General features: G+C 61.5%; 15 protein-coding genes and 3 tRNA genes. 12 read left to right on the plus strand and 6 right to left on the minus strand.

Annotation, left to right across the window (positions count from 1 at the left end; genetic code table 11):
• Nucleotides 1-77: 77 nt before the first annotated feature.
• Nucleotides 78-695, plus strand: a complete 618-nt coding sequence (locus NFV80_RS01915; protein WP_295327676.1) for a hemolysin III family protein — start codon at nt 78-80, stop codon at nt 693-695.
• A 33-nt stretch (nt 696-728) separates the two neighbouring features.
• Here the strand turns inward: NFV80_RS01915 and NFV80_RS01920 are convergent, their stop codons facing one another.
• The 3 genes from NFV80_RS01920 to NFV80_RS01930 all read right to left on the minus strand — a co-directional run bounded on the left by NFV80_RS01920 (nt 729) and on the right by NFV80_RS01930 (nt 4,288).
• Nucleotides 729-2,084 carry a carbonic anhydrase family protein gene (locus tag NFV80_RS01920; RefSeq protein ID WP_296757648.1) on the minus strand — a complete coding sequence of 452 codons (1,356 nt, stop codon included), beginning with the start codon at nt 2,082-2,084 and terminating at the stop codon, nt 729-731.
• Nucleotides 2,085-2,303: 219 nt separating this feature from the next.
• Entirely contained in the window at nt 2,304-3,971 is a 1,668-nt protein-coding gene (locus NFV80_RS01925) for a cation acetate symporter (protein WP_296757651.1), read from the minus strand.
• A complete protein-coding gene (locus NFV80_RS01930; protein ID WP_295329358.1) occupies nt 3,968-4,288 on the minus strand; it encodes a DUF485 domain-containing protein in 321 nt (106 codons plus the stop codon). The genes NFV80_RS01925 and NFV80_RS01930 overlap by 4 nt, the downstream gene beginning before the upstream one ends.
• Before the next feature lie 413 nt (nt 4,289-4,701).
• On the opposite strand from NFV80_RS01930, the gene NFV80_RS01935 reads away from it, so the two are divergent.
• The 8 genes from NFV80_RS01935 to NFV80_RS01970 all read left to right on the plus strand — a co-directional run bounded on the left by NFV80_RS01935 (nt 4,702) and on the right by NFV80_RS01970 (nt 13,440).
• Nucleotides 4,702-6,660: an AMP-binding protein gene (locus tag NFV80_RS01935; RefSeq protein WP_295329356.1), complete on the plus strand. Its 1,959-nt coding sequence runs from the start codon at nt 4,702-4,704 to the stop codon at nt 6,658-6,660.
• A complete protein-coding gene (locus tag NFV80_RS01940) occupies nt 6,660-7,442 on the plus strand; it encodes an ABC transporter ATP-binding protein (protein WP_295329354.1) in 783 nt (260 codons plus the stop codon). Before NFV80_RS01935 ends, NFV80_RS01940 begins: the two co-directional genes overlap by 1 nt.
• 12 nt (nt 7,443-7,454) lie before the next feature.
• Nucleotides 7,455-8,384: a branched-chain amino acid ABC transporter permease gene (locus tag NFV80_RS01945; protein ID WP_295329352.1), complete on the plus strand. Its 930-nt coding sequence runs from the start codon at nt 7,455-7,457 to the stop codon at nt 8,382-8,384.
• A gap of 15 nt (nt 8,385-8,399) precedes the next feature.
• Nucleotides 8,400-9,476 carry a branched-chain amino acid ABC transporter permease gene (locus NFV80_RS01950; RefSeq protein WP_295329349.1) on the plus strand — a complete coding sequence of 359 codons (1,077 nt, stop codon included), beginning with the start codon at nt 8,400-8,402 and terminating at the stop codon, nt 9,474-9,476.
• 74 nt (nt 9,477-9,550) lie between these two features.
• A complete protein-coding gene (locus tag NFV80_RS01955; protein WP_295329360.1) occupies nt 9,551-10,891 on the plus strand; it encodes an ABC transporter substrate-binding protein in 1,341 nt (446 codons plus the stop codon).
• An 82-nt stretch (nt 10,892-10,973) separates the two neighbouring features.
• Nucleotides 10,974-11,786, plus strand: a complete 813-nt coding sequence (locus tag NFV80_RS01960; protein ID WP_295329347.1) for an ABC transporter ATP-binding protein — start codon at nt 10,974-10,976, stop codon at nt 11,784-11,786.
• 44 nt (nt 11,787-11,830) lie between these two features.
• Complete coding sequence (locus NFV80_RS01965; RefSeq protein WP_295329345.1) at nt 11,831-12,277, plus strand: hypothetical protein; 447 nt, start codon at nt 11,831-11,833, stop codon at nt 12,275-12,277.
• The gene (locus NFV80_RS01970) at nt 12,274-13,440 is read left to right on the plus strand and encodes a CaiB/BaiF CoA-transferase family protein (RefSeq protein WP_295329343.1); all 1,167 of its coding nucleotides are present in this window, start codon (nt 12,274-12,276) and stop codon (nt 13,438-13,440) included. The genes NFV80_RS01965 and NFV80_RS01970 overlap by 4 nt, the downstream gene beginning before the upstream one ends.
• A gap of 69 nt (nt 13,441-13,509) precedes the next feature.
• Here the strand turns inward: NFV80_RS01970 and NFV80_RS01975 are convergent, their stop codons facing one another.
• The 3 genes from NFV80_RS01975 to NFV80_RS01985 all read right to left on the minus strand — a co-directional run bounded on the left by NFV80_RS01975 (nt 13,510) and on the right by NFV80_RS01985 (nt 18,475).
• The gene (locus tag NFV80_RS01975) at nt 13,510-13,962 is read right to left on the minus strand and encodes a PhaM family polyhydroxyalkanoate granule multifunctional regulatory protein (protein WP_295329341.1); all 453 of its coding nucleotides are present in this window, start codon (nt 13,960-13,962) and stop codon (nt 13,510-13,512) included.
• Between the two features lie 116 nt (nt 13,963-14,078).
• Nucleotides 14,079-14,864, minus strand: coding sequence for a class I SAM-dependent methyltransferase (locus NFV80_RS01980; RefSeq protein ID WP_295329339.1), 786 nt, complete (start codon nt 14,862-14,864; stop codon nt 14,079-14,081).
• 53 nt (nt 14,865-14,917) lie between these two features.
• Nucleotides 14,918-18,475 carry an indolepyruvate ferredoxin oxidoreductase family protein gene (locus NFV80_RS01985; RefSeq protein WP_295329337.1) on the minus strand — a complete coding sequence of 1,186 codons (3,558 nt, stop codon included), beginning with the start codon at nt 18,473-18,475 and terminating at the stop codon, nt 14,918-14,920.
• Nucleotides 18,476-18,703: 228 nt separating this feature from the next.
• Between NFV80_RS01985 and NFV80_RS01990 the strand changes: the two genes are divergently transcribed.
• The 3 genes from NFV80_RS01990 to NFV80_RS02000 all read left to right on the plus strand — a co-directional run bounded on the left by NFV80_RS01990 (nt 18,704) and on the right by NFV80_RS02000 (nt 19,030).
• A tRNA-Tyr gene (locus NFV80_RS01990) sits at nt 18,704-18,788 on the plus strand.
• Between the two features lie 51 nt (nt 18,789-18,839).
• A tRNA-Gly gene (locus NFV80_RS01995) sits at nt 18,840-18,913 on the plus strand.
• A 42-nt stretch (nt 18,914-18,955) separates the two neighbouring features.
• A tRNA-Thr gene (locus NFV80_RS02000) sits at nt 18,956-19,030 on the plus strand.
• Nucleotides 19,031-19,135: the final 105 nt, after the last annotated feature.

Genomic DNA, 19,135 nt, shown 5'->3' on the forward strand with positions numbered 1-19,135 from the left:
GGATGCCGTTCGAACGACCGTCCATTTGGCACGCATGCAGCCGGATGGACCGCTCGTGGAGGGAAAGCGCAAGCGAAATGTATTACGGCGAAAGGTTCAACGCCTGGACTCACCTGGTCGGGGCCATGCTCGCGCTCGCCGGTGCCATCGTTCTCGTGGTGCTCGCGACACAGGGGGGTGATCCGTGGAAGATCGTCAGCGTGTCGATCTACGGCGCGACGCTGGTGATGCTCTACAGTTTTTCAGCGCTGTACCATAGCGTCCGCGGACCGGCCAAGAACATCCTGCGCAAGCTGGACCACCAGAGCATCTACCTGCTGATTGCAGGAAGTTACACACCATTCTGTCTGGTCACTCTGCGCGGCGCCTGGGGCTGGTCCCTGTTTGCCGTGGTCTGGGGACTGGCGCTGGTCGGTGGCCTGCAGGAAATCCGGCCGCGCAGCGACGCGCGCGTCCTCTCGATGGTGATCTACCTCGTCATGGGCTGGGCCGTTCTGGCGGCTCTCGTCCCCTTGCTGAAGGCGCTGGGAACGGCGGGTTTCCTCTGGGTCGCCGCAGGTGGCGTGCTCTATACCGTCGGGATTGCGTTCTACGCGCTCGACACCCGGCTCAGGCACGCACACGGCGTCTGGCATCTGTTCGTGATGGCCGGGAGCATCGCACATTACTTCGCCATTCTGTATTACGTGCTATGAGCGAAACTTGCAGCCTGCGCGCGACCGGCCGACTCAGCGCGACTCCTTGATCATGCGCCCAAAGGTCGGCTGCAGCGGACGGGCGTTGTGACGGTACAGGCGGGCGAAAATGCCTACTTGTTCGGAAGAGAGCTGCTGTGGCTGCTTGAGCACCAGCCAGAGTACGCCCTCGGAGCAGGGTGGGGTGGTCAGCGACCCCATGTAGGTATAGTAGCCTCGCTCATCCGGCAGCAGGCGGGATGGATCGATGGCGAGATCCGGTGGCGTCACGTATTCGTTCTTCTCAAGCGGCAGATTGTTCCAGACGGTCTGGATCAACGGATTCTCGCTTCCCTTTTCGAGCAGGACGGCAACGACCGCAAGCTTGCCGTCGTCCGATTTGTGCACCAGGTGCGTCACCATGTCGAAGGACTTGCCGTTCACCCGCTCCTCGGAGGGGCGGTGAAAGTGGAACTGAATCAGATCGTAGGTCTTGCCGAGCAGGCGGATGCTGCTGCCGTCCAGTTCGACCTGTATGGTGTGGCCGTTGTCGATGACGCGAAACTGGGAGGGCCGATAGAAGAACTGGATCGGTTCGAGGTCGACGCGGAAACCGTCACGAATGTCGATCGGAGATTGCCTCTTGCCAATGCCGCAGATTGCGTACTCGGGTTTCAGCGTACCCCAGTTCTCCGGTCCGCCCTCGCCGTCGTAGGCCCAGTGGATCGCCACGTGTTCGGATGAACCGGCGTTATGCACTGCATGCCCTCGCACCGGGTGCGGGGGGGGCGCTGCTGCGCTCGGCGGAGAGCGGACTGGCTGGTGCGCCGCGGGTTTCGTTGGCGCTGCCGCTGCGACAGCCGGCTCGACCTTTTCGCTGCCTGGCGCTGCCAGGTTGGCTCGTTTGACGTCCCGCTGGATCAACGCTTCGTTGGCCTTGCGCAGTTCACCGGCCGCTTCGTTCACCTTGTCGGCAGTCCGGCTGGCGGCTGCCGCCGCTTCGGGACCCGGCTTCGGTCGGCAGACCTCGCGCAGCAGCTTGTCGTCGAGCATTCCCGAACGCACCGGTACTTCGATCTGCAGTTTGATCTCCTCCTCCCGGAGCAGTTCTCCCTCGTCCTTGAAGTAGCTGCGTTTCAGCGTGCTGTAGCTGCGCGACGCGCAGTCGTAGCGATTGACCGCCTGCACGATGCGGTAGGACATCGACGTTTTCGGATCGACGATCGGTTTTTCGAGAATGATTCGCCCTTGCGCCACGGTCTTGCCGTTCTCGTCCTTCCTGATGCTGGTGCGGTCGATCTCGACGCGTTTGCCTGGTTCCGCAGAGATGACCTGCCAACCCGCCGACGCCGTCGCCGGCATGACGATCACAAGACAGGTGGCGAGAAGCTTGTGCGCTGGGCGGTGCATGGACATTCCCGTCATTAGTTTGCTACATCTTTCGTTCACGGGAAGTCGTCGGCAAACTTTAACCGAGGAGTTGCGAAATCCGGAGGCAGGGAAGCGGCGCGAAATCCAGACCGGGCTCGTCGCGGGCGGCCGAAGGCCGCAACGGTGGTCATCGGCTGCGGGCAAAGGGCGAAAAAAAACCCTGGCGTGCAGCCAGGGTTTTTCCCGGAAAGGAAGGTCTCAGTGACGGGCGGCGCCTGCCGCGCCAAAACCGGTCTGGGCGCGCACATACTGGTCCTCGAAAGCCTCCTTCTCGGCTTTGGCGCGGGCGCCGGTGTCGCTCTTCGAGAATATGTAGGCCAGGAAGAAGGCAATTGGCATGGCAAACAGCGCTGGTTGCGTGTAGGGGAACAGCGCCGCCTTGTTGCCCAGTACATCCACCCATACGGATTTCGAGAAGAGGACAAACAGCACCGCCGAAATGACGCCGCCGTAACCTCCCCACATCGCACCGCGCGTGGTCAGTCCCTTCCAGTACATCGACAGGATGAGTACCGGGAAGTTGGCTGCGGCAGCAACGCCGAAAGCGAGGCCGACCATGAAGGCGATATTCATCTTTTCGAATGCAATGCCGAGAACGATCGCCAGCATGCCGAGGCCAATCGTGGCAAAACGGGAGATCCGGATTTCCTCCTTCTCGGTGGCTTGTCCCTTGCGGATCACGCGTGCATAGATGTCGTGCGAGATAGCCGACGCGCCAGCGAGCGCCAGACCGGAAACCACCGCCAGGATGGTGGCAAAGGCTACCGCCGCCAGGAAGCCGAGCAGCATGTTGCCGCCCACTGCCTTCGCGAGGTGCATGGCGACCATGTTGCCGCCACCGATCAGCTTCTTGCCAACTTCTCCACCTTCGAAGAAATCGGGGCTTTGGCCGACGATGATGATCGCGCACAGTCCCATCAGGAAGATCACGTTGAAGAAGAAGCCGACAAAGCCCGAAGCGTAGAGCACCGATTTGCGGGCTTCCTTGGCGTTGCCGACGGTGAAGAAGCGCATCAGGATGTGCGGCAGGCCGGCCGTGCCGAACATCAGGCCGAGACCGAGCGAGATCGCGGTGACCGGATCGGCCAGCAGGCTTCCCGGCGCCATCAGCTTCGGGCCGAGCTTATGCACGGCTTCCGCCTTTTGCAGCAGGTCGGTCAGTGAAAAGCCGAACTGAGCGTATGCCAGGAGCAGCGTCAGCGTGCCGCCGAACAGCAGCATGCATGCCTTGATGATCTGCACCCAGGTGGTCGCCACCATGCCGCCCAGCGTGACATAGACCATCATCAGGATGCCGACGACGAAGATCGCGACGTTGTAGTCAAGTCCGAAGAGCAACTTGATCAACTGACCCGCACCGACCATCTGGGCAATCAGATAGAAGACGACGACCACCAGTGACGAGATGGCAGCCATGGTGCGCACCTTGCCCTGGTCCAGCCGGTACGACGTGATGTCGGCAAAGGTGAAGCGTCCCAGATTGCGCAGGCGCTCGGCCATCAGGAAGAGGATGATCGGCCAGCCGGCGAAGAAAGCGAGCATGTAGATGTAGCCATCGTACCCCTGGGTGTAGGTCATCGCGGTCAGACCGAGCAGGGTGGCGGCCGACATGTAGTCGCCGGCGATGGCAAGGCCGTTTTGAAAGCCGGTGATGCCGCCCCCTGCGGTGTAGAAGTCGGCCGTGGTCTTGGTGCGACTCGCCGCCCAGTAAGTGATCCCCATGGTCATGGCCACGAAGATCAGGAACATGATGATCGCGTGCCAGTTGGTGGCCTGCTTGGCACCGCCTGCATCCATGGCGGGGCCGGCGACGGCCAGCGTGGCCAGGGCGAACAGGAGCACAGCCGGAGTCAGTTTCCGCATCATGGCGTCTCCTTCTGGGCTTCTTTGACCAACTCGGCAGTCAGGTCGTCGAACTCGCCGTTGGCCCGGCGCACGTAGACGAGGGTGAGCAACCAGAAGAACACGAAAAGTACCAGCTCCACGGTATAGCCGATGGGCCACATCGAACCTTCGGCAATCTTTTCCCCGAGCAGCCCCGGATTGAAGGCCACCAGCATGAAAAAGCCGTAGAAAAGGATCAGCACAATGGCCGACAGTGTCCACGCGAAGCGTCCCCGCTCGCTGACCAGTTTCTGGAATTTGGGATTCACCCGCATTCGCTCGTATATCACACTACTCACGTCTTCTCATCCTCCTGTATTGTTTTGTTGAAGCGGCTTTGCCGCTGATTGCACAGCGAATCGATCAGGTTTTTGTCATGACCTTCCCCTCGCCGCGGCAATACTAACCCAGATCATTGCGGCCTTCAATTCCGGTTTTCTGGCAATCGCATGCTCACGCGCGCCGTGCCGACGCCACGCGCTGCCTGGTGCATGGCCGCCGAGAGACGTCGTCCGATCTCTGCCCGTATCCTCGATCGCCTGCCTGTCCGATCCAGCGCAGGCAACCCCCGCGCCTGGCGTGCCACGCATTCACGGTGCTGGTGCGGCGCTGCACAATGACCATGCGCGAAAAGGCGCTAGAATCCGGGAAAACACAAAGGACTGAGGCTCGCCGTCGAGGTACCGACGGTCGCGGCACCGGAGGAGACGAAATGCCGGAAATGATTTCCTGGCAAGCGCCGGATACCTTTCCCCGCTTGCTCTTCCAGCACGCGCGGTTGCGTGGCGAACAGCCGGCGATGCGCGAGAAGGACCTGGGTATCTGGCAATGCTGGACCTGGTCCGAGGTCGCCGCCGAGGTGCGCGCAATGGCCTGCGGACTTGCGGAAATGGGCTTCCGGCGCGGCGAGAACCTAGCCATCATTGGCGAAAACCGGCCGCGCATGTACATGATGATGTCTGCGGTGCAGTGTCTCGGCGGCGTACCCTTGCCGCTCTATCAGGATGCGGTGGCTGACGAAATGCTTTTCGTCCTGCGCGACGCAGAAATCCGATTCGCCTTCGTCGAGGATCAGGAGCAGGTTGACAAGCTGCTCGAGATCCGCGATCAGTTGCCGCAATTCGAGCATCTGCTTTACGACGACCCGCGTGGCATGCGTCATTACACGCAACCCTTTCTCCACGACATCCGCGAGTTGATGGCGATGGGCCGCATTCACGACCGCAATCACCCCGATCTGTTGCAAACCGAGGTGGCGGCCGGTTCGACCGCTGACGTCAGCGTCATGCTCTACACTTCGGGGACCACCGGCAGGCCGAAAGGCGTGTGCCTGACGCACCATGCCTTCATCAGCGCCGCGCGTGGCGGCATCGAGTTTGACCGGCTGCGCGCCGACGAGGACATTCTCTCGTACCTGCCGATGGCCTGGGTCGGTGACCACCTTTTTTCCTTTGCCCAGGCGATGGTCAGCGGTTTCACGATCAATTGTCCGGAATCCGCGGAGACGGTGATGACCGACCTGCGCGAAATCGGGCCGACCTACTACTTCGCCCCGCCACGGGTGTTCGAGAACCTGTTGACGCAGGTAATGATCCGGATGGAGGACGCGAGCTTCCTCAAGCAGAAAATGTTTCACTTCTTCATGGCGGTCGCACGGCGCAGCGGTGCCGAGATTCTCGATGGCCAGGCCGTCCCGTTCGTCGACCGCCTGCTCTACGCGCTTGGCGACGTCCTGATCTTCGGACCGTTGCGGAACGTTCTGGGAATGAGCCGGATTCGCGTCGCCTATACGGCCGGCGCGGCGATCGGCCCGGATCTGTTCCGCTTCTACCGCTCGATTGGCATCAACCTGAAGCAACTCTACGGGCAGACGGAGACCTGTGCCTACGTCTGCCTGCAACCCGATGGCCAGATAAAGTTTGACAGTGTCGGCAAGCCTGCTCCCGGAGTCGAGGTGAAGATTGCCGACAACGGCGAGATCTTGGTCAAGGGTCCGATGCTGCTCAGGGAGTATTACAAGCGGCCCGATGCGACGGCCGAGGCGATCAACGCAGACGGCTATTTCATGACCGGCGACGCCGGGCTGTTCGATGACGACGGTCACCTCAAGATCATCGATCGTGCCAAGGACGTGGGCAAACTGGCCAATGGTGCGATGTACGCACCGAATTACATCGAAAACAAGCTCAAGTTCTTTCCCCACATCAAGGAAGCCGTGGTCTTTGGCGATTGCCGTGAAATGGTCTGCGCGTTCATCAACATCGACATTGGTGCGGTTGGCAACTGGGCGGAGCGGCGTGGCATCGCCTACTCGGGATATGCCGATCTGGCGGCCAAGCCGGAGGTCTATGGGCTGATTCGGGATTGTGTGGAACAGGTCAATGGCGGCCTGGTCGAGGAGGGTGTACTTGCAGACTCGCAGATACATCGCTTCCTGGTCCTGCACAAGGAACTCGATCCCGACGACGACGAGCTTACCCGTACGCGAAAGGTTCGCCGCAATTTTGTCGCGGAGAAGTATGGCGTGCTGATCGATGCGCTGTACGGAGGCCGCAGCAGGCAGTTCATCGAAACGACGGTCCGGTTCGAGGACGGGCGGCAGGGCAAGGTGGCTGCCGATCTCGTTATCGAGGATGTGCGCACCTTTCCAGTGGTCTGGAGGGCCGCGTGATGAGTCGGTCGGACGAGGAAACCATTCTCGACCTGAAAAACGTCTCGCTGTCGTTTGGCGGAGTGAAGGCGCTGACCGACATCTCTTTCGACGTTCGCGAGCACGAGATCCGCGCGATCATCGGTCCGAATGGCGCCGGCAAGAGCTCGATGCTGAATGTGATCAACGGTGTTTACCGGCCGCAGCAGGGAGAAATCATCCTGCGCGGTCGGCGTTTCACCAGGATGACGCCGTACAAGGCGGCGCAGGCCGGTATTGCGCGCACCTTTCAGAACCTCGCACTGTTCCGGGGAATGAACGTGATCGACAATCTCATGACGGGACGCAATCTCAAGATCCGTTGCAACCTGATGCAACAGGCGTTCTGGTGGGGGCCGGCGCGGCGCGAGGAACTGGCACATCGTGCCAAGGTGGAGGAAGTGATCGATTTCCTGGAAATCCAGCACATTCGCAAGACGCCGGTCGGCCGCCTGCCTTACGGTCTGCAAAAGCGCGTCGACCTGGGGCGTGCGCTGGCCATGGAACCCAGCATTCTGCTGCTCGACGAGCCGATGGCCGGAATGAATGTCGAAGAGAAGCAGGACATGTGTCGTTTCATCCTCGACGTCAATGATCAGTTCGGGACTACGATCGTTCTGATCGAGCACGACATGGCGGTGGTGATGGACATCTCCGACCGTGTCGTGGTGCTCGACTATGGCCGGAAGATTGGCGACGGCGATCCGGATGAGGTGCGAGCCAATCCGGAAGTCATCAACGCCTATCTTGGCGCCAGCCACTGAGGAGGGAAAGCCATGGGCTTCTTTCTCGAAACCCTGATTGGCGGCTTGATGGCCGGAATGCTGTATTCCCTGGTCGCACTCGGTTTTGTGTTGATTTTCAAGGCCTCGGGCGTGTTCAACTTTGCCCAGGGAGCGATGGTTCTGTTCGCAGCGCTGGCGATGGCACGTTTTGCCGCGTGGGTTCCCGAGTGGCTGGATGTCGACAGCCGCTGGTTGGCGAATGCAATTGCGTTCGTGCTGGCTGGAGCGATGATGTTCGTCGTCGCCTGGCTGGTCGAACGTCTGGTGTTGCGCCACCTCGTCAACCAGGAGGGCGCAACCTTGCTCATGGCGACGCTCGGAATCGCTTACATTCTCGAGGGCGTCGGCACGAGCATTTTCGGCAGCGATATCTACAAGATCGATGTCGGCATGCCCAAGGAGCCGGTGATGATTCTCGAAGACGTCTTCGCGGGTGGCTTGCTGATCAACCAGGAGGACTTCGTTGCGGCGCTGATCGCCGCCGTCTTGGTCGGCCTGCTCGCGCTGTTCTTCCAGAAGACGGCCACCGGGCGCGCCTTGCGCGCAGTGGCCGATGACCACCAGGCGGCGCAGTCGATCGGCATTCCGCTCCACCGAATCTGGGTGATCGTCTGGTGCATCGCCGGCGTGGTGGCACTGGTGGCAGGCGTGATCTGGGGTTCCAAGCTGGGAGTGCAGTTCTCGTTGGTGACGGTGGCGTTGCGCGGTCTGCCGGTGGTCATTCTCGGAGGGCTGACCTCGATTCCCGGGGCAATCGTCGGCGGGCTGATCATTGGCGTCGGGGAAAAGGTTTCGGAGGTGTACCTCGGGCCGATGATCGGCGGGGGGATCGAAATCTGGTTTGCTTACCAGCTGGCTTTGCTCTTTCTGCTTTTCAGGCCGCAGGGACTGTTTGGCGAAAAGATCATCGACCGCGTTTGATCCGGGAGCAGGCAGGTGATATACAGAGAAAACGGTCAGTTCAAGACTTCCTATGCTGCCGATCAGCAGATTTTTCCGATCGCGCAGGACCGCTGGGCGATTCTCGGTCTGCTGCTGATTGCTTTCGTCGGCGTTCCCTTGCTGGTCGACGAGTATCTCTTTCGCGCCATCCTGATCCCCTTCCTGATTCTTTCGCTGGCCGCACTCGGGGTCAACATCCTGGTGGGTTTCTGCGGGCAGATCACGCTCGGCGCCGGCGCGTTCATGGCGGTCGGGGCCTACGCGGCGTACAATTTTCACATTCGCATCGATGGCCTGCCGCTGCTCGCTTCCCTGTTGCTGGGTGGCCTCAGCTCCGCGCTCGTCGGCATCTTCTTCGGCATACCGAGCCTGCGCGTGCGTGGGCTCTATCTTGCGGTCGCCACGCTTGCGGCGCAGTTCCTTACCGACTGGGTTTTTCTGCGCGTTCCCTGGTTCACAAATAATGCTTCTTCCGGTTCCGTTTCCGTCTCCAACCTCCAGGTGATCGCCTGGCAAATCGACACACCGGTTGACAAGTATATGTTTTGTCTTGTTTTTCTGACGATTTTCGGACTTCTGGCAAAAAACATGACGCGCAGTGCGATCGGCCGGCAGTGGATGGCGATCCGGGACATGGACGTTGCCGCCGAGGTGATCGGCATCCGTCCGCTGTTTGCCAAGCTGTCGGCTTTCGCCGTCAGCTCCTTTTTCGTGGGGACCGCCGGCGCCTTGTGGGGTTTCATTCATCTCGCCTCGTGGGAACCGGCGGCCTTTTCGGTGGATCGTTCGTTCCAGTTGTTGTTCATGGTCATCATCGGTGGCCTGGGTTCGATCATGGGCAGTTTTTTCGGGGCGGCATTCATCGTCGTCCTGCCGATCTTCCTGAACCAGTTGTTGCCGGAAATCGGGGGTCTGATCGGGATCGGCATATCCACGGCCGGAATTGCGCATGCAGAGCTGATCACTTTCGGGGTGCTGATCATCTTCTTCCTGATCAAGGAGCCGCATGGCATCGCACGCCTGTGGTCTACCGGCAAGGAGAAACTTCGCCTCTGGCCATTTCCGCATTGAGCCACGGAGGATTCGGAGGAAGTGTTTGTGGATCGATCCATTTCATTGTCCAGGAGGAGGCACTGATGCATGCAATGAGGAAGCTGCGCGAGTTCGCGCCGACCGTCGCGGCGGGTGTGTTGGTTCTCTCGTCGTTGTTGGCAGCCCCGACCGCCCTGGGGCAGGCCAAGGAACAGTTTTTTCCCGTTCTCGTATACCGCACCGGCGCCTATGCCACGAACGGCAGTCAATGGGCCAATGGATACGTCGACTATCTGAAACTGGTCAACGCCAAAGGTGGCATCAACGGCGTCAAGATTGCTTTCGAAGAGTGCGAGACTGCCTATGCGACCGACCGCGGCGTCGAATGTTACGAACGCCTGAAGGGCAAGAATGGCGGCGGAACGGTTTTTCAGCCCTTATCGACCGGAATCACCTTCGCGCTGACTGAGAAAGCTCCCGTGGACAAGATCCCGCTGATCACGGCGGGGTACGGGCGCAGCGAATCGCAGAACGGTGCCGTATTCACCTGGAACTTTCCTCTGCTCGGAACCTACTGGGTCGGGACCGACGTCGCCATTCAGCACATCGCCAAGAAGGAAGGTGGCATGGCCAAGCTGAAGGGCAAGAAGATCGCGTTGGTCTATCACGACAGTCCGTATGGCAAGGAGCCGATTCCGCTCCTGCAGGAACTCGGCAAGACCTACGGTTTCGAGGTCCAGTTGCTGCCGGTGGCGCATCCCGGCGTCGAGCAGAAAGCGACCTGGCTGCAAATCCGGCAGCAGAAGCCCGACTACGTTCTGCTTTGGGGTTGGGGCGTGATGAACTCGACCGCGCTACGCGAAGCACAGGCAACGGGTTACCCGCGTGACCGGATGATCGGCAGTTGGTGGGCGGGAGCAGAGCCCGACGTCAAGGATGTCGCCGAGGGGGCGAAGGGCTACAGCGCTCTGACATTGCAGCATGGTGCGGAGCCAAATGCGAAGGTCGTCAAGGACATGCTGGAACTGGTGTATGCCAAGGGCAAGGGCACCGGACCGAAGGAGGAGATCGGGCAGGTACTGTATATGCGCGGTCTGATTTCGGCGATGCTCGGCGTGGAAGGGGTGCGCAAGGCGCAGGAGCGCTATGGCAAGGGCAAGGTGATGACCGGCGAGCAGGTCCGCTGGGGTCTGGAAAATCTCGATCTCGACCAGAAGACGCTGGACGGCATGGGCTTTGCTGGCGTCATGCGCCCGGTGCAGTCGTCGTGCCTCGACCATATGGGGTCTTCCTGGGTGCGCGTGCACAGCTGGAATGGCAGCAAATGGGAGTTCAGCTCGGACTGGTACCAGGCTGACGAGAAGGTCATTCGGCCCATGGTGATGCTGGCATCGGGCAAGTATGCGGACGAAAAGAAGCTCAAGCCGCGGACGCCGGACGAGTGCAAGAAATGATCTCTGGCGGTTCGCTGCGCCGAATCTGGACGCGCATCTGTCCTGCGGGAGCGTCGCGCTGCCTGACGAGCGAAGGGATGGCATGAGCACCGCCCGCGCCCTCCTCAGAGTGAACAACATCGAAGTGATCTATGACCACGTGATCCTCGTTCTCAAGGGGGTTTCGTTCAGCGTTCCCGAAGGGGGAATCGTCGCCCTGCTGGGGGGCAACGGTGCAGGCAAGACGACGACTCTGCGTGCCGTCAGCAATCTCTTGCGTGGCGAGCGCGGCGAAGTCACCAAGGGAAGCATCGACTTGCATGACGAGCGGATCGAGGCGCTGACTCCGGCGGAACTGGTCAGGCGTGGCGTGATCCAGGTAATGGAAGGACGCCACTGCTTCGCCCATCTCTCGATCGAGGAAAATCTGCTGACCGGCGCCTACACCCGCAGCGACGGCAAGGCGGCGGTCAGCGACACGCTGGACAAGGTCTATGCCTACTTTCCACGCCTCAAGACGCGTCGCAGCAGTCAGGCTGCCTATACCTCGGGTGGTGAGCAGCAGATGTGCGCGATCGGCCGCGCGCTGATGGCAAATCCACGCATGGTCTTGCTCGACGAGCCATCGATGGGTCTGGCGCCGCAGATCGTCGACGAGGTGTTCGCCATCGTCAGGGATCTGAACCGGAAGGAAGGCGTCACCTTTCTGCTCGCCGAGCAGAACACCAACATGGCGCTGCGCTACGCCGACTACGGTTACATTCTCGAGAACGGTCGGGTGGTGATGGAGGGGGCGGCCTGCGACCTGGCCGCCAACGAAGACGTAAAGGAATTCTATCTCGGCCTGTCGTCGGTCGGACGCAAGAGCTTCCGGGACGTCAAACACTATCGTCGTCGCAAACGCTGGTTGTCGTGATCCGCCGCGCGTCATCGCTCCCTGTCGTTGCGGGAACCGTCGCTTTGTTCCTGACGACGATGGCACTGGCCGACGTGGCGCCGGCAGCGGGCCCGCAGGTCGGCGACTGCGTCATGTTTCGCGAGGGTGGTGCCGGCTGGCTGTTGAAAGCGCCGACCTACTGGCTGAAGGGTTCGATTGCCGGCATTGCGCGCGAACGGCGGATGGCGGATGTCTGCCCGCGCCTGAACAAGCCGCTATCGGCCTACACGCGGGCCGATTGGGCGCTGCTGGCGGCTGCCACGCCTTGCGTCGACAGGGATTCGGACGTGCGCGAAGTCGCGGTATTGCGCATTCGGGTTTCTGTCGAAAACTGGGAAACACCCTGGTCGTACCAGCATGGCGCTGCAGGCTGGTTGTTCCGCGGACAGTTCCTCGATCAGACGCTGAAAAAAGGGGAGGTAATCGACATGGATGCAAGCTGGTTGGAGCCTTGCGAGGCGGGATCGTGAGCGGTGGTCCGCTGCGCGGAGTGCGCGTTCTCGATTTGACACGCCTGCTGCCCGGGCCAGTTGCCACTCTGCACCTCGCCGATCTCGGTGCCGACGTGATCAAGATCGAGGGTCCGGGTGCTGCCGACTACGCGCGCAGCATGGGCGACGGTGCGCAGGGGGTGAGCGTTTTTTACCGCAGCGTGAATCGCAACAAGCGCGGCTTGTACCTCGATCTCAAGCATCCGCAGGGGCGTGCCGTGTTTCTTCGCCTGGCGAGAGCGGCCGATATCGTGGTCGAGAGCTTCCGGCCGGGAGTCAGCGACAAGCTGGGTATCGGCTATGAGGCCTTGCGCGCGGTCAATCCGAAAATCGTTTACTGCGCGATCACCGGGTACGGGCAGACGGGGCCACTGGCGATGGCCGCTGGACACGATCTCAACTACATTGCGCTGGCCGGGGTGCTCGAGCAAATCGGCGTGGACCGCAGCCGGCCGGCAATTCCCAACTTGCAGATCGGTGACCTGCTGGGCGGTGCGATGACCGCCCTCATGGGGATTCTGGCAGCGCTGTTCGATGCGCAGCGGACGGGGCAGGGGCGTCTGGTCGATGTGGCGATGAGCGAAGCCGTCCTCGCGCACAACCTCTTCCCCTTCTTCGCGCTACAGACCGAGGGAGCGGTGCCGCAAAGAGGCGCCGACCTGCTCAGCGGAGGGGATGCGGGCTATGGCGTTTACGCGACGGCGGACGGACGTTACCTGGCGGTCGCCCCGCTGGAGAAGAAGTTCTGGGACATTTTCTGCGACGCGCTGCGCCGCCCCGACTGGAAAGCACGGCACGCTGCTCGCGGCGCGGCGGCCGACGAACTGCGTGGCGAGATGGAAGAACTCTTCGCCAGTCGCACGCGGGCCGAGTGGCAGAATTTCTTTGCCGCAGTCGACTGCTGTGTGACACCGGTGCTCAGCGTCGCCGAGGCGGTCGAACATCCGCAATTCGGCGCCCGCGGCATGACGGTGCAGGCGGATGGCGTGGCGCAATTTGCTCCGCCGCTAAAAATCTCCGGTTGGGATTTTGCGGTCGAGCGAGCCGCTCCTACGCCAGGAGAGCACGGTGACGAAGTGCTGCGCGAAGCTGGCTTCTCGGCGGACGAGATCGACGCCTTGCGGCAGGCTGCGGTCATCTGATCTGCTTTCCGGCCGTCGATGGGCGTATCCCTGGATCGGTGCCGGTGGTCGCCTGCCGCGTAAGGCCCCCTACGACTTGGGCGCTTCTTCGCGTCCTTGACTGGCCTGTACGGCAGTGGCAGCCGCCTTCTGCATCTGCTCCTGCATCTGCTGCAACAAGGTCAGTGGCCACAGGGTTGCCTGCCTGAGCGCTTCGTTGCCGCTGCCTGCAACCAGACTCGTGCCCGGACTGTCTTCGCTGGCGCCTGCGCCAGCGCCAGCGGTGTAACTGCCAGCCATCTGACCCATCGCGCGTACCGCGTTGAGCGTGACGCATTGCATTTCAAGCCCCTGGATGGTCATTTGCAGCATCGATAGATTCATCTTCAACCAGCTCTCGACGGCCTTGAGGTCCTTGATCTTCTTTTCGATTTCTTCCACGTCGAGGGTCGGAGTGACCATGTTCGGCAGCGAAAACCCCATGCTGCCCCACATTCTCCTGACAAAACTCAGAGGATCATTCGCTGCATCGCTATTGGACATATTCCTGCTCCGTTGGTGAAGCGTTCATCTTAGCAACTTTCTGCCACATCAGGGACTGTGTGCGAGACGCCCGGCTGGCACGCGGGCCTCCGACGTCGGTGTCGGCTGGGCACGAATCAGATACGGTAACAGTAGAGCAGCGTCCGTCGTTCATCACCAACTTCGATGACACTGCTTGGTTCGACATCGGGAACGGAGAAATTGTTGCTGACGAAAAGGCTTCCCGGGTGCATCTCCCGTCGAACCTTTTGCCACAACGCCGACATCGGAGCGGGAGACAGAAATGCGTAGACGACATTGTAGGAGTGCAGTTCATAACGCCAGATGTCTCCCCAGTGCCAGTCGCAATTGTTTAGACGAGCGGTTCGCAGACGGCCGGCCAGCCAGGTCGCCGGTGCGTTTTCGACGCCGGTGAAATGCGCGTCGGGCCGAGCCCGGGCGAGCGGAATCAGGACACTGCCGATGCCCGCGCCGAGATCGAGAAAGTGCAGGTCGTGGCAACCGGCAGTAAGGTCAAGCAGCGCGGCGGTGCTCGCTCGGCTGGAGAGATAGAGGGGAATCTGTCCGGTCAACGCACCACGATAAACGAGCAGCAGCAGGCAGAACGCGAGCAGGAACCAGCCCGGGTCGATCTCCAACGTGGAAACGCACCAGGCCAGCGGTGCAAACACGGCGTGGATAAGTCGCCACCACCACGGCTGCCGGGTCAGGCTGGCGAGAAGGATGGCGACTCCCGCGATGGCGAACGCTATCTGTGGCCAGGGCAGTTCCTCGTTTCGGATGCCATAGTACGGCCAGGCCAGCGACAGAACGACGAACACTGCCGCCAACTGCAGCGCGAGTTGGCGAATCGGCGGGCGAATCGGTGGTACGGCTTGAGGTTCTGTTGCGGGGGGATGCAATGGCTTTCTTCCTCTCGGCGACTGCAGAGCACGCAATGCGGGCAGCAGCTTCGTCAGTGTCGCCGCTCAGCCGCTGCAAGCGTTCGCTGCTCCCGCAAGTGCGCGCGCAGGGCGTCCTGTCGGGGGCGAGCCCGCGCTACCGATGCGGCCTTGACGTGGCCATAGCCGCGAATCTTCTCGGGAATGCTGGCGAGCTCGATGGCGCTGGTCAGGGTTTCCGGTCCAAGTCTGGAGAGTATCAGGTTTACATCGGCCTCGTAGTCGGCCAGCAATTGCCGTTCCATGCGCCTTTCCGCGGTTCTTCCGAAAGGATCGGCGAATGTGCCGCGCAAACCCTTGAGTTTGCTGAGCCAGCGGAAGACGCTCAGCATCCAGGGGCCATAACCGTGCTTGCGGATGCCGCCGGTTACCGGATTCGGTCTGGTGAGCAGCGGGGGTGCGAGATGAAAGCGCAATCGGAAGTCGCCTTCGAATTCGTCGGACAACTGCTGCAGAAACGCAGGGTCGGCATACAGTCTCGCCACTTCGTACTCGTCCTTGACCGCCAGCAGCTTGAAATAGGAGCGGGCCACCGCTTCGCTCAGAGCAGTCGACTGCAATCGGGACTCGGCATCACGCACCTGTTCGACCAGGCGACGGTAGCGTTCGGCGTAGCGTGCGTCCTGGTAGGCAGTCAGGGTCTCGACACGTCGGCAGATGGTTTCATCCAGGTTCTCTGAGAGTCGCCGCTGCGCTGGCTCGCTGGCTGGTTGGCAAAACTGCTGTACCGCCTGCGGATCATGGGCGGCGCGCCTTCCCCAGAGGAAGGCCTGGCGGTTCTCTTCGACGGCTGTAGCGTTGAGCTGAATGGCTTGGTCGATCGCGGTCTGCGACAGTGGTAGCAGCCCTCTCTGCCAGGCGACGCCGAGCAGGACGAGGTTGCCGTAGACAGCGTCACCCATCAGCCGGAGCGACAATTCTGCGGTGTCCAGGAAGAATGCATTGCCCGCGCCGCAGGCTTCAACGATCTGCTGTCGCATCCGCTCCTGTGGAAACTGCCAGTCCGGGTTGCGGGTAAACTCGGCTGTCGGCGTCTCGGCGCCGTTTACTACCGCCCGCGTCTTGCCGGCAAGCACTTTCGACAACGCTTCGCTGCCGGCGGTGACGACCAGGTCGCCGCCGATCAGGGCGTGCGCTTCGCCGGTGTCGATGCGTGCCGCATGAATATCGCCTGGCTGATCGGCAATGCGCAGATGGGAAAAGACGGCTCCGAACTTTTGTGCCAGACCGGTCATGTCGAGGACCGAAACTCCCTTGCCGTCCAGGTGTGCGGCCATTCCCAGAAGGGCACCGAGAGTGATCACGCCGGTTCCGCCAACGCCGGTGATGAGGACGTTGAAGGGGCGGCTGGTGTCGGGCAGCAGCGGCTCGGGGAGCGTGCCGAAGCGACTTGCATCGGCCGTCATCGCGCTGCCGCGGCGCAGGCGGCCGCCTTCGACAGTGACGAAGCTGGGGCAGAAGCCGTTGATGCACGAAAAATCCTTGTTGCACGAAGACTGATCGATCGCTCGTTTGCGGCCGAACTCGGTTTCCACCGGCACTACCGAAAGGCAGTTGGATTGTACGCCGCAATCGCCGCATCCTTCGCAGACGGTTTCGTTGATGAACGCCCGCCGCGCCGGATCGGGCAGCTTTCCACGCTTGCGCCGACGGCGCTTCTCGGTGGCGCAGGTCTGCTCATAAATCAGGACCGAGACGCCGGGATAATCGCGCAGTTGGCGTTGTACCGCATCGAGTTCGTCGCGGTGACGGATCGGCGTATGCGGCGCCAAGCCACGAACCTGCCTGTACTTCGCCGGATCGTCGCTGACGATGACGATCCGTTCGATGCCTTCCGCCTCCAGCTGACGCGTCAGTTGGGCGACACTCAGCTGACCGTCGACCGGCTGACCTCCGGTCATCGCTACCGCATCGTTGTACAGAATTTTGTACGTGATGGCGGCGCGGGCGGCGACCGACTGGCGTACCGCCAACAAGCCCGAATGAAAGTACGTGCCGTCGCCGAGGTTGGCGAAGATATGCCTTTCGCGGGTGAACGGTGCCTGTCCGACCCAGGTCACTCCTTCGCCGCCCATGTGGGTGAAGGTCGCGGTCTTGCGATCCATCCAGGTCACCATGTAGTGGCAGCCGATTCCGGCCACGGCCCGGGAACCCTCCGGCAAGCGCGTCGAGGTGTTGTGCGGACATCCGGAACAGAAATACGGCGTGCGCTGGATCGAGGTGCCGCCGCTGGCTGGCACGAGCGTTGGCGCCAGGCTTCTCTGCTTCGCTTCGAGAAGCGCCAATCGGGCCTCGATCGCCGACGAAGTGAAGAAGCGGCCAATGCGTGCCGCAAGCGCCCGCGCGACTTGCGCGACCGACAGTTCGCCGGCCGCCGGCAGTAGCCAGTCGCCATGCGTCAGGTGTCCGCTTCCGGTCGGCAGCAGGGCCCATTCGCCCTTCTCGTCGAACTTGCCAACGACGCGCGGACGGACGTCCTCACGCCAGTTGTAAAGCTCCTCCTTGAGCTGGTATTCGAGCAACTGCCGCTTTTCTTCCACCACCAGGATTTCTTCGAGACCTTCCGCAAAGCGTCGGACGCCATCGGCTTCGAGCGGCCAGACCATGCCTACCTTGTACAGGCGTATGCCGATCTGGGCCGCGAGTTCGTCGTCGATGCCGAGTTCGCCAAGCGCCTGGCGGACATCGAGGTAGGCCTTGCCAGCGGTGATGATTCCCAGTCGGGCTGGTGAGTTGGGGTCCGTGCTGTCGATGACCACACGGTTGAGGCGGTTGGCGCGACAGTAGGCAAGCGCCGCGTAGAGCTTGTGGTTGAGCAGGCGTGCCTCCTGCTGCAGCGGCGGGTCGGGCCAGCGGATGTTGAGGCCGTGCGGATCGTTCTCCGGCATCTGGAAGTCGTCGGGCACCCGGATGCTTGTCGACAGCGGATCGATCCATACCGACGCCGAAGTCTCGACGGTATCGGCCAGCGCCTTCATCACCACCCAACAGCCGGAGTAGCGGCTCATCGCCCAGCCATGCAGCCCGTAATCGAGATACTCCTGGACGTTCGCGGGGTACAGCACCGGCATCATCACTGCCTTGAAGACGTGTTCGGTCTGGTGCGGCAGCGTCGATGACTTCGCCGCGTGGTCGTCACCGGCAATGACCAGCACGCCGCCGAGCCTGGCTGTGCCGGCGGCGTTGGCGTGTCGAAAGACGTCTCCGCATCGGTCCACGCCAGGGCCCTTGCCGTACCACATGGCGAATACGCCGTCGTACTTGGCTCCGGGGAAGAGGTTGAGCTGTTGCGTTCCCCAGATGGCGGTCGCTGCCAGGTCCTCGTTGACCGCCGGCTGGAAGACGATGCGGTGGGCGTCGAGATGCGGGCGGGCTTTCCAGAGTGCCTGATCGAGCCCCCCCAGCGGGCTGCCACGATAACCGGAGACGAACCCCGCGGTGTTCAGGCCGGCTGCTTCATCGCGCATGCGCTGCAGCATCGGCAGTCGCACCAGGGCTTGTGTGCCGCTCAGAAAGACTCGCCCCGCAGTGACTGTGTACCGGCTATCGAGTGTGGTCGAGAAGTCTCCCATCGGTGTCTCCTGTCTGTGTGTGCCTTGCAAATCGGGTTCGGGAACATCCGCTCCGTCTCGCTGGCCAGGAAGGGCTGCCTGGATTCTACGCCGCCGATGATCGAAAAGTGGCGAAAGAAGTGGCAAGAGAGGTGAGCACTGCCGCCAGAAGGAGCTATAATTGCTGTCCGGCTCGGAAAACCGTTTGACAGTTCCTTGGTTGGGCGTCAGAATTATGGGTTGTTAGCTGGAGGGATACCCAAGTGGCCAACGGGATCAGACTGTAAATCTGACGGCTCCGCCTTCGAAGGTTCGAATCCTTCTCCCTCCACCAAGAATGCCGCCGTTGGTGCAGCTGTCCAATCGTTCTTCGGGTAATGGTTTTGCGGGTGTAGCTCAATGGTAGAGCTGAAGCCTTCCAAGCTTATGACGAGGGTTCGATTCCCTTCACCCGCTCCAGGCTGCGGCCGCAGAATTGCTTCAGGCCCCTCGGTCATCGATGCCCATGTAGCTCAGCGGTAGAGCACTCCCTTGGTAAGGGAGAGGTCGACAGTTCAATTCTGTCCATGGGCACCACCGTTGGGTGCTGTAGGTTATTAACTTCTAACGTCTTGAGGTACCGGTAAATGGCCAAGGGAAAATTTGAACGCACGAAGCCGCACGTGAATGTAGGCACGATTG

This window comes from Accumulibacter sp., from assembly GCF_023806565.1.
Classification (GTDB): domain Bacteria; phylum Pseudomonadota; class Gammaproteobacteria; order Burkholderiales; family Rhodocyclaceae; genus Accumulibacter.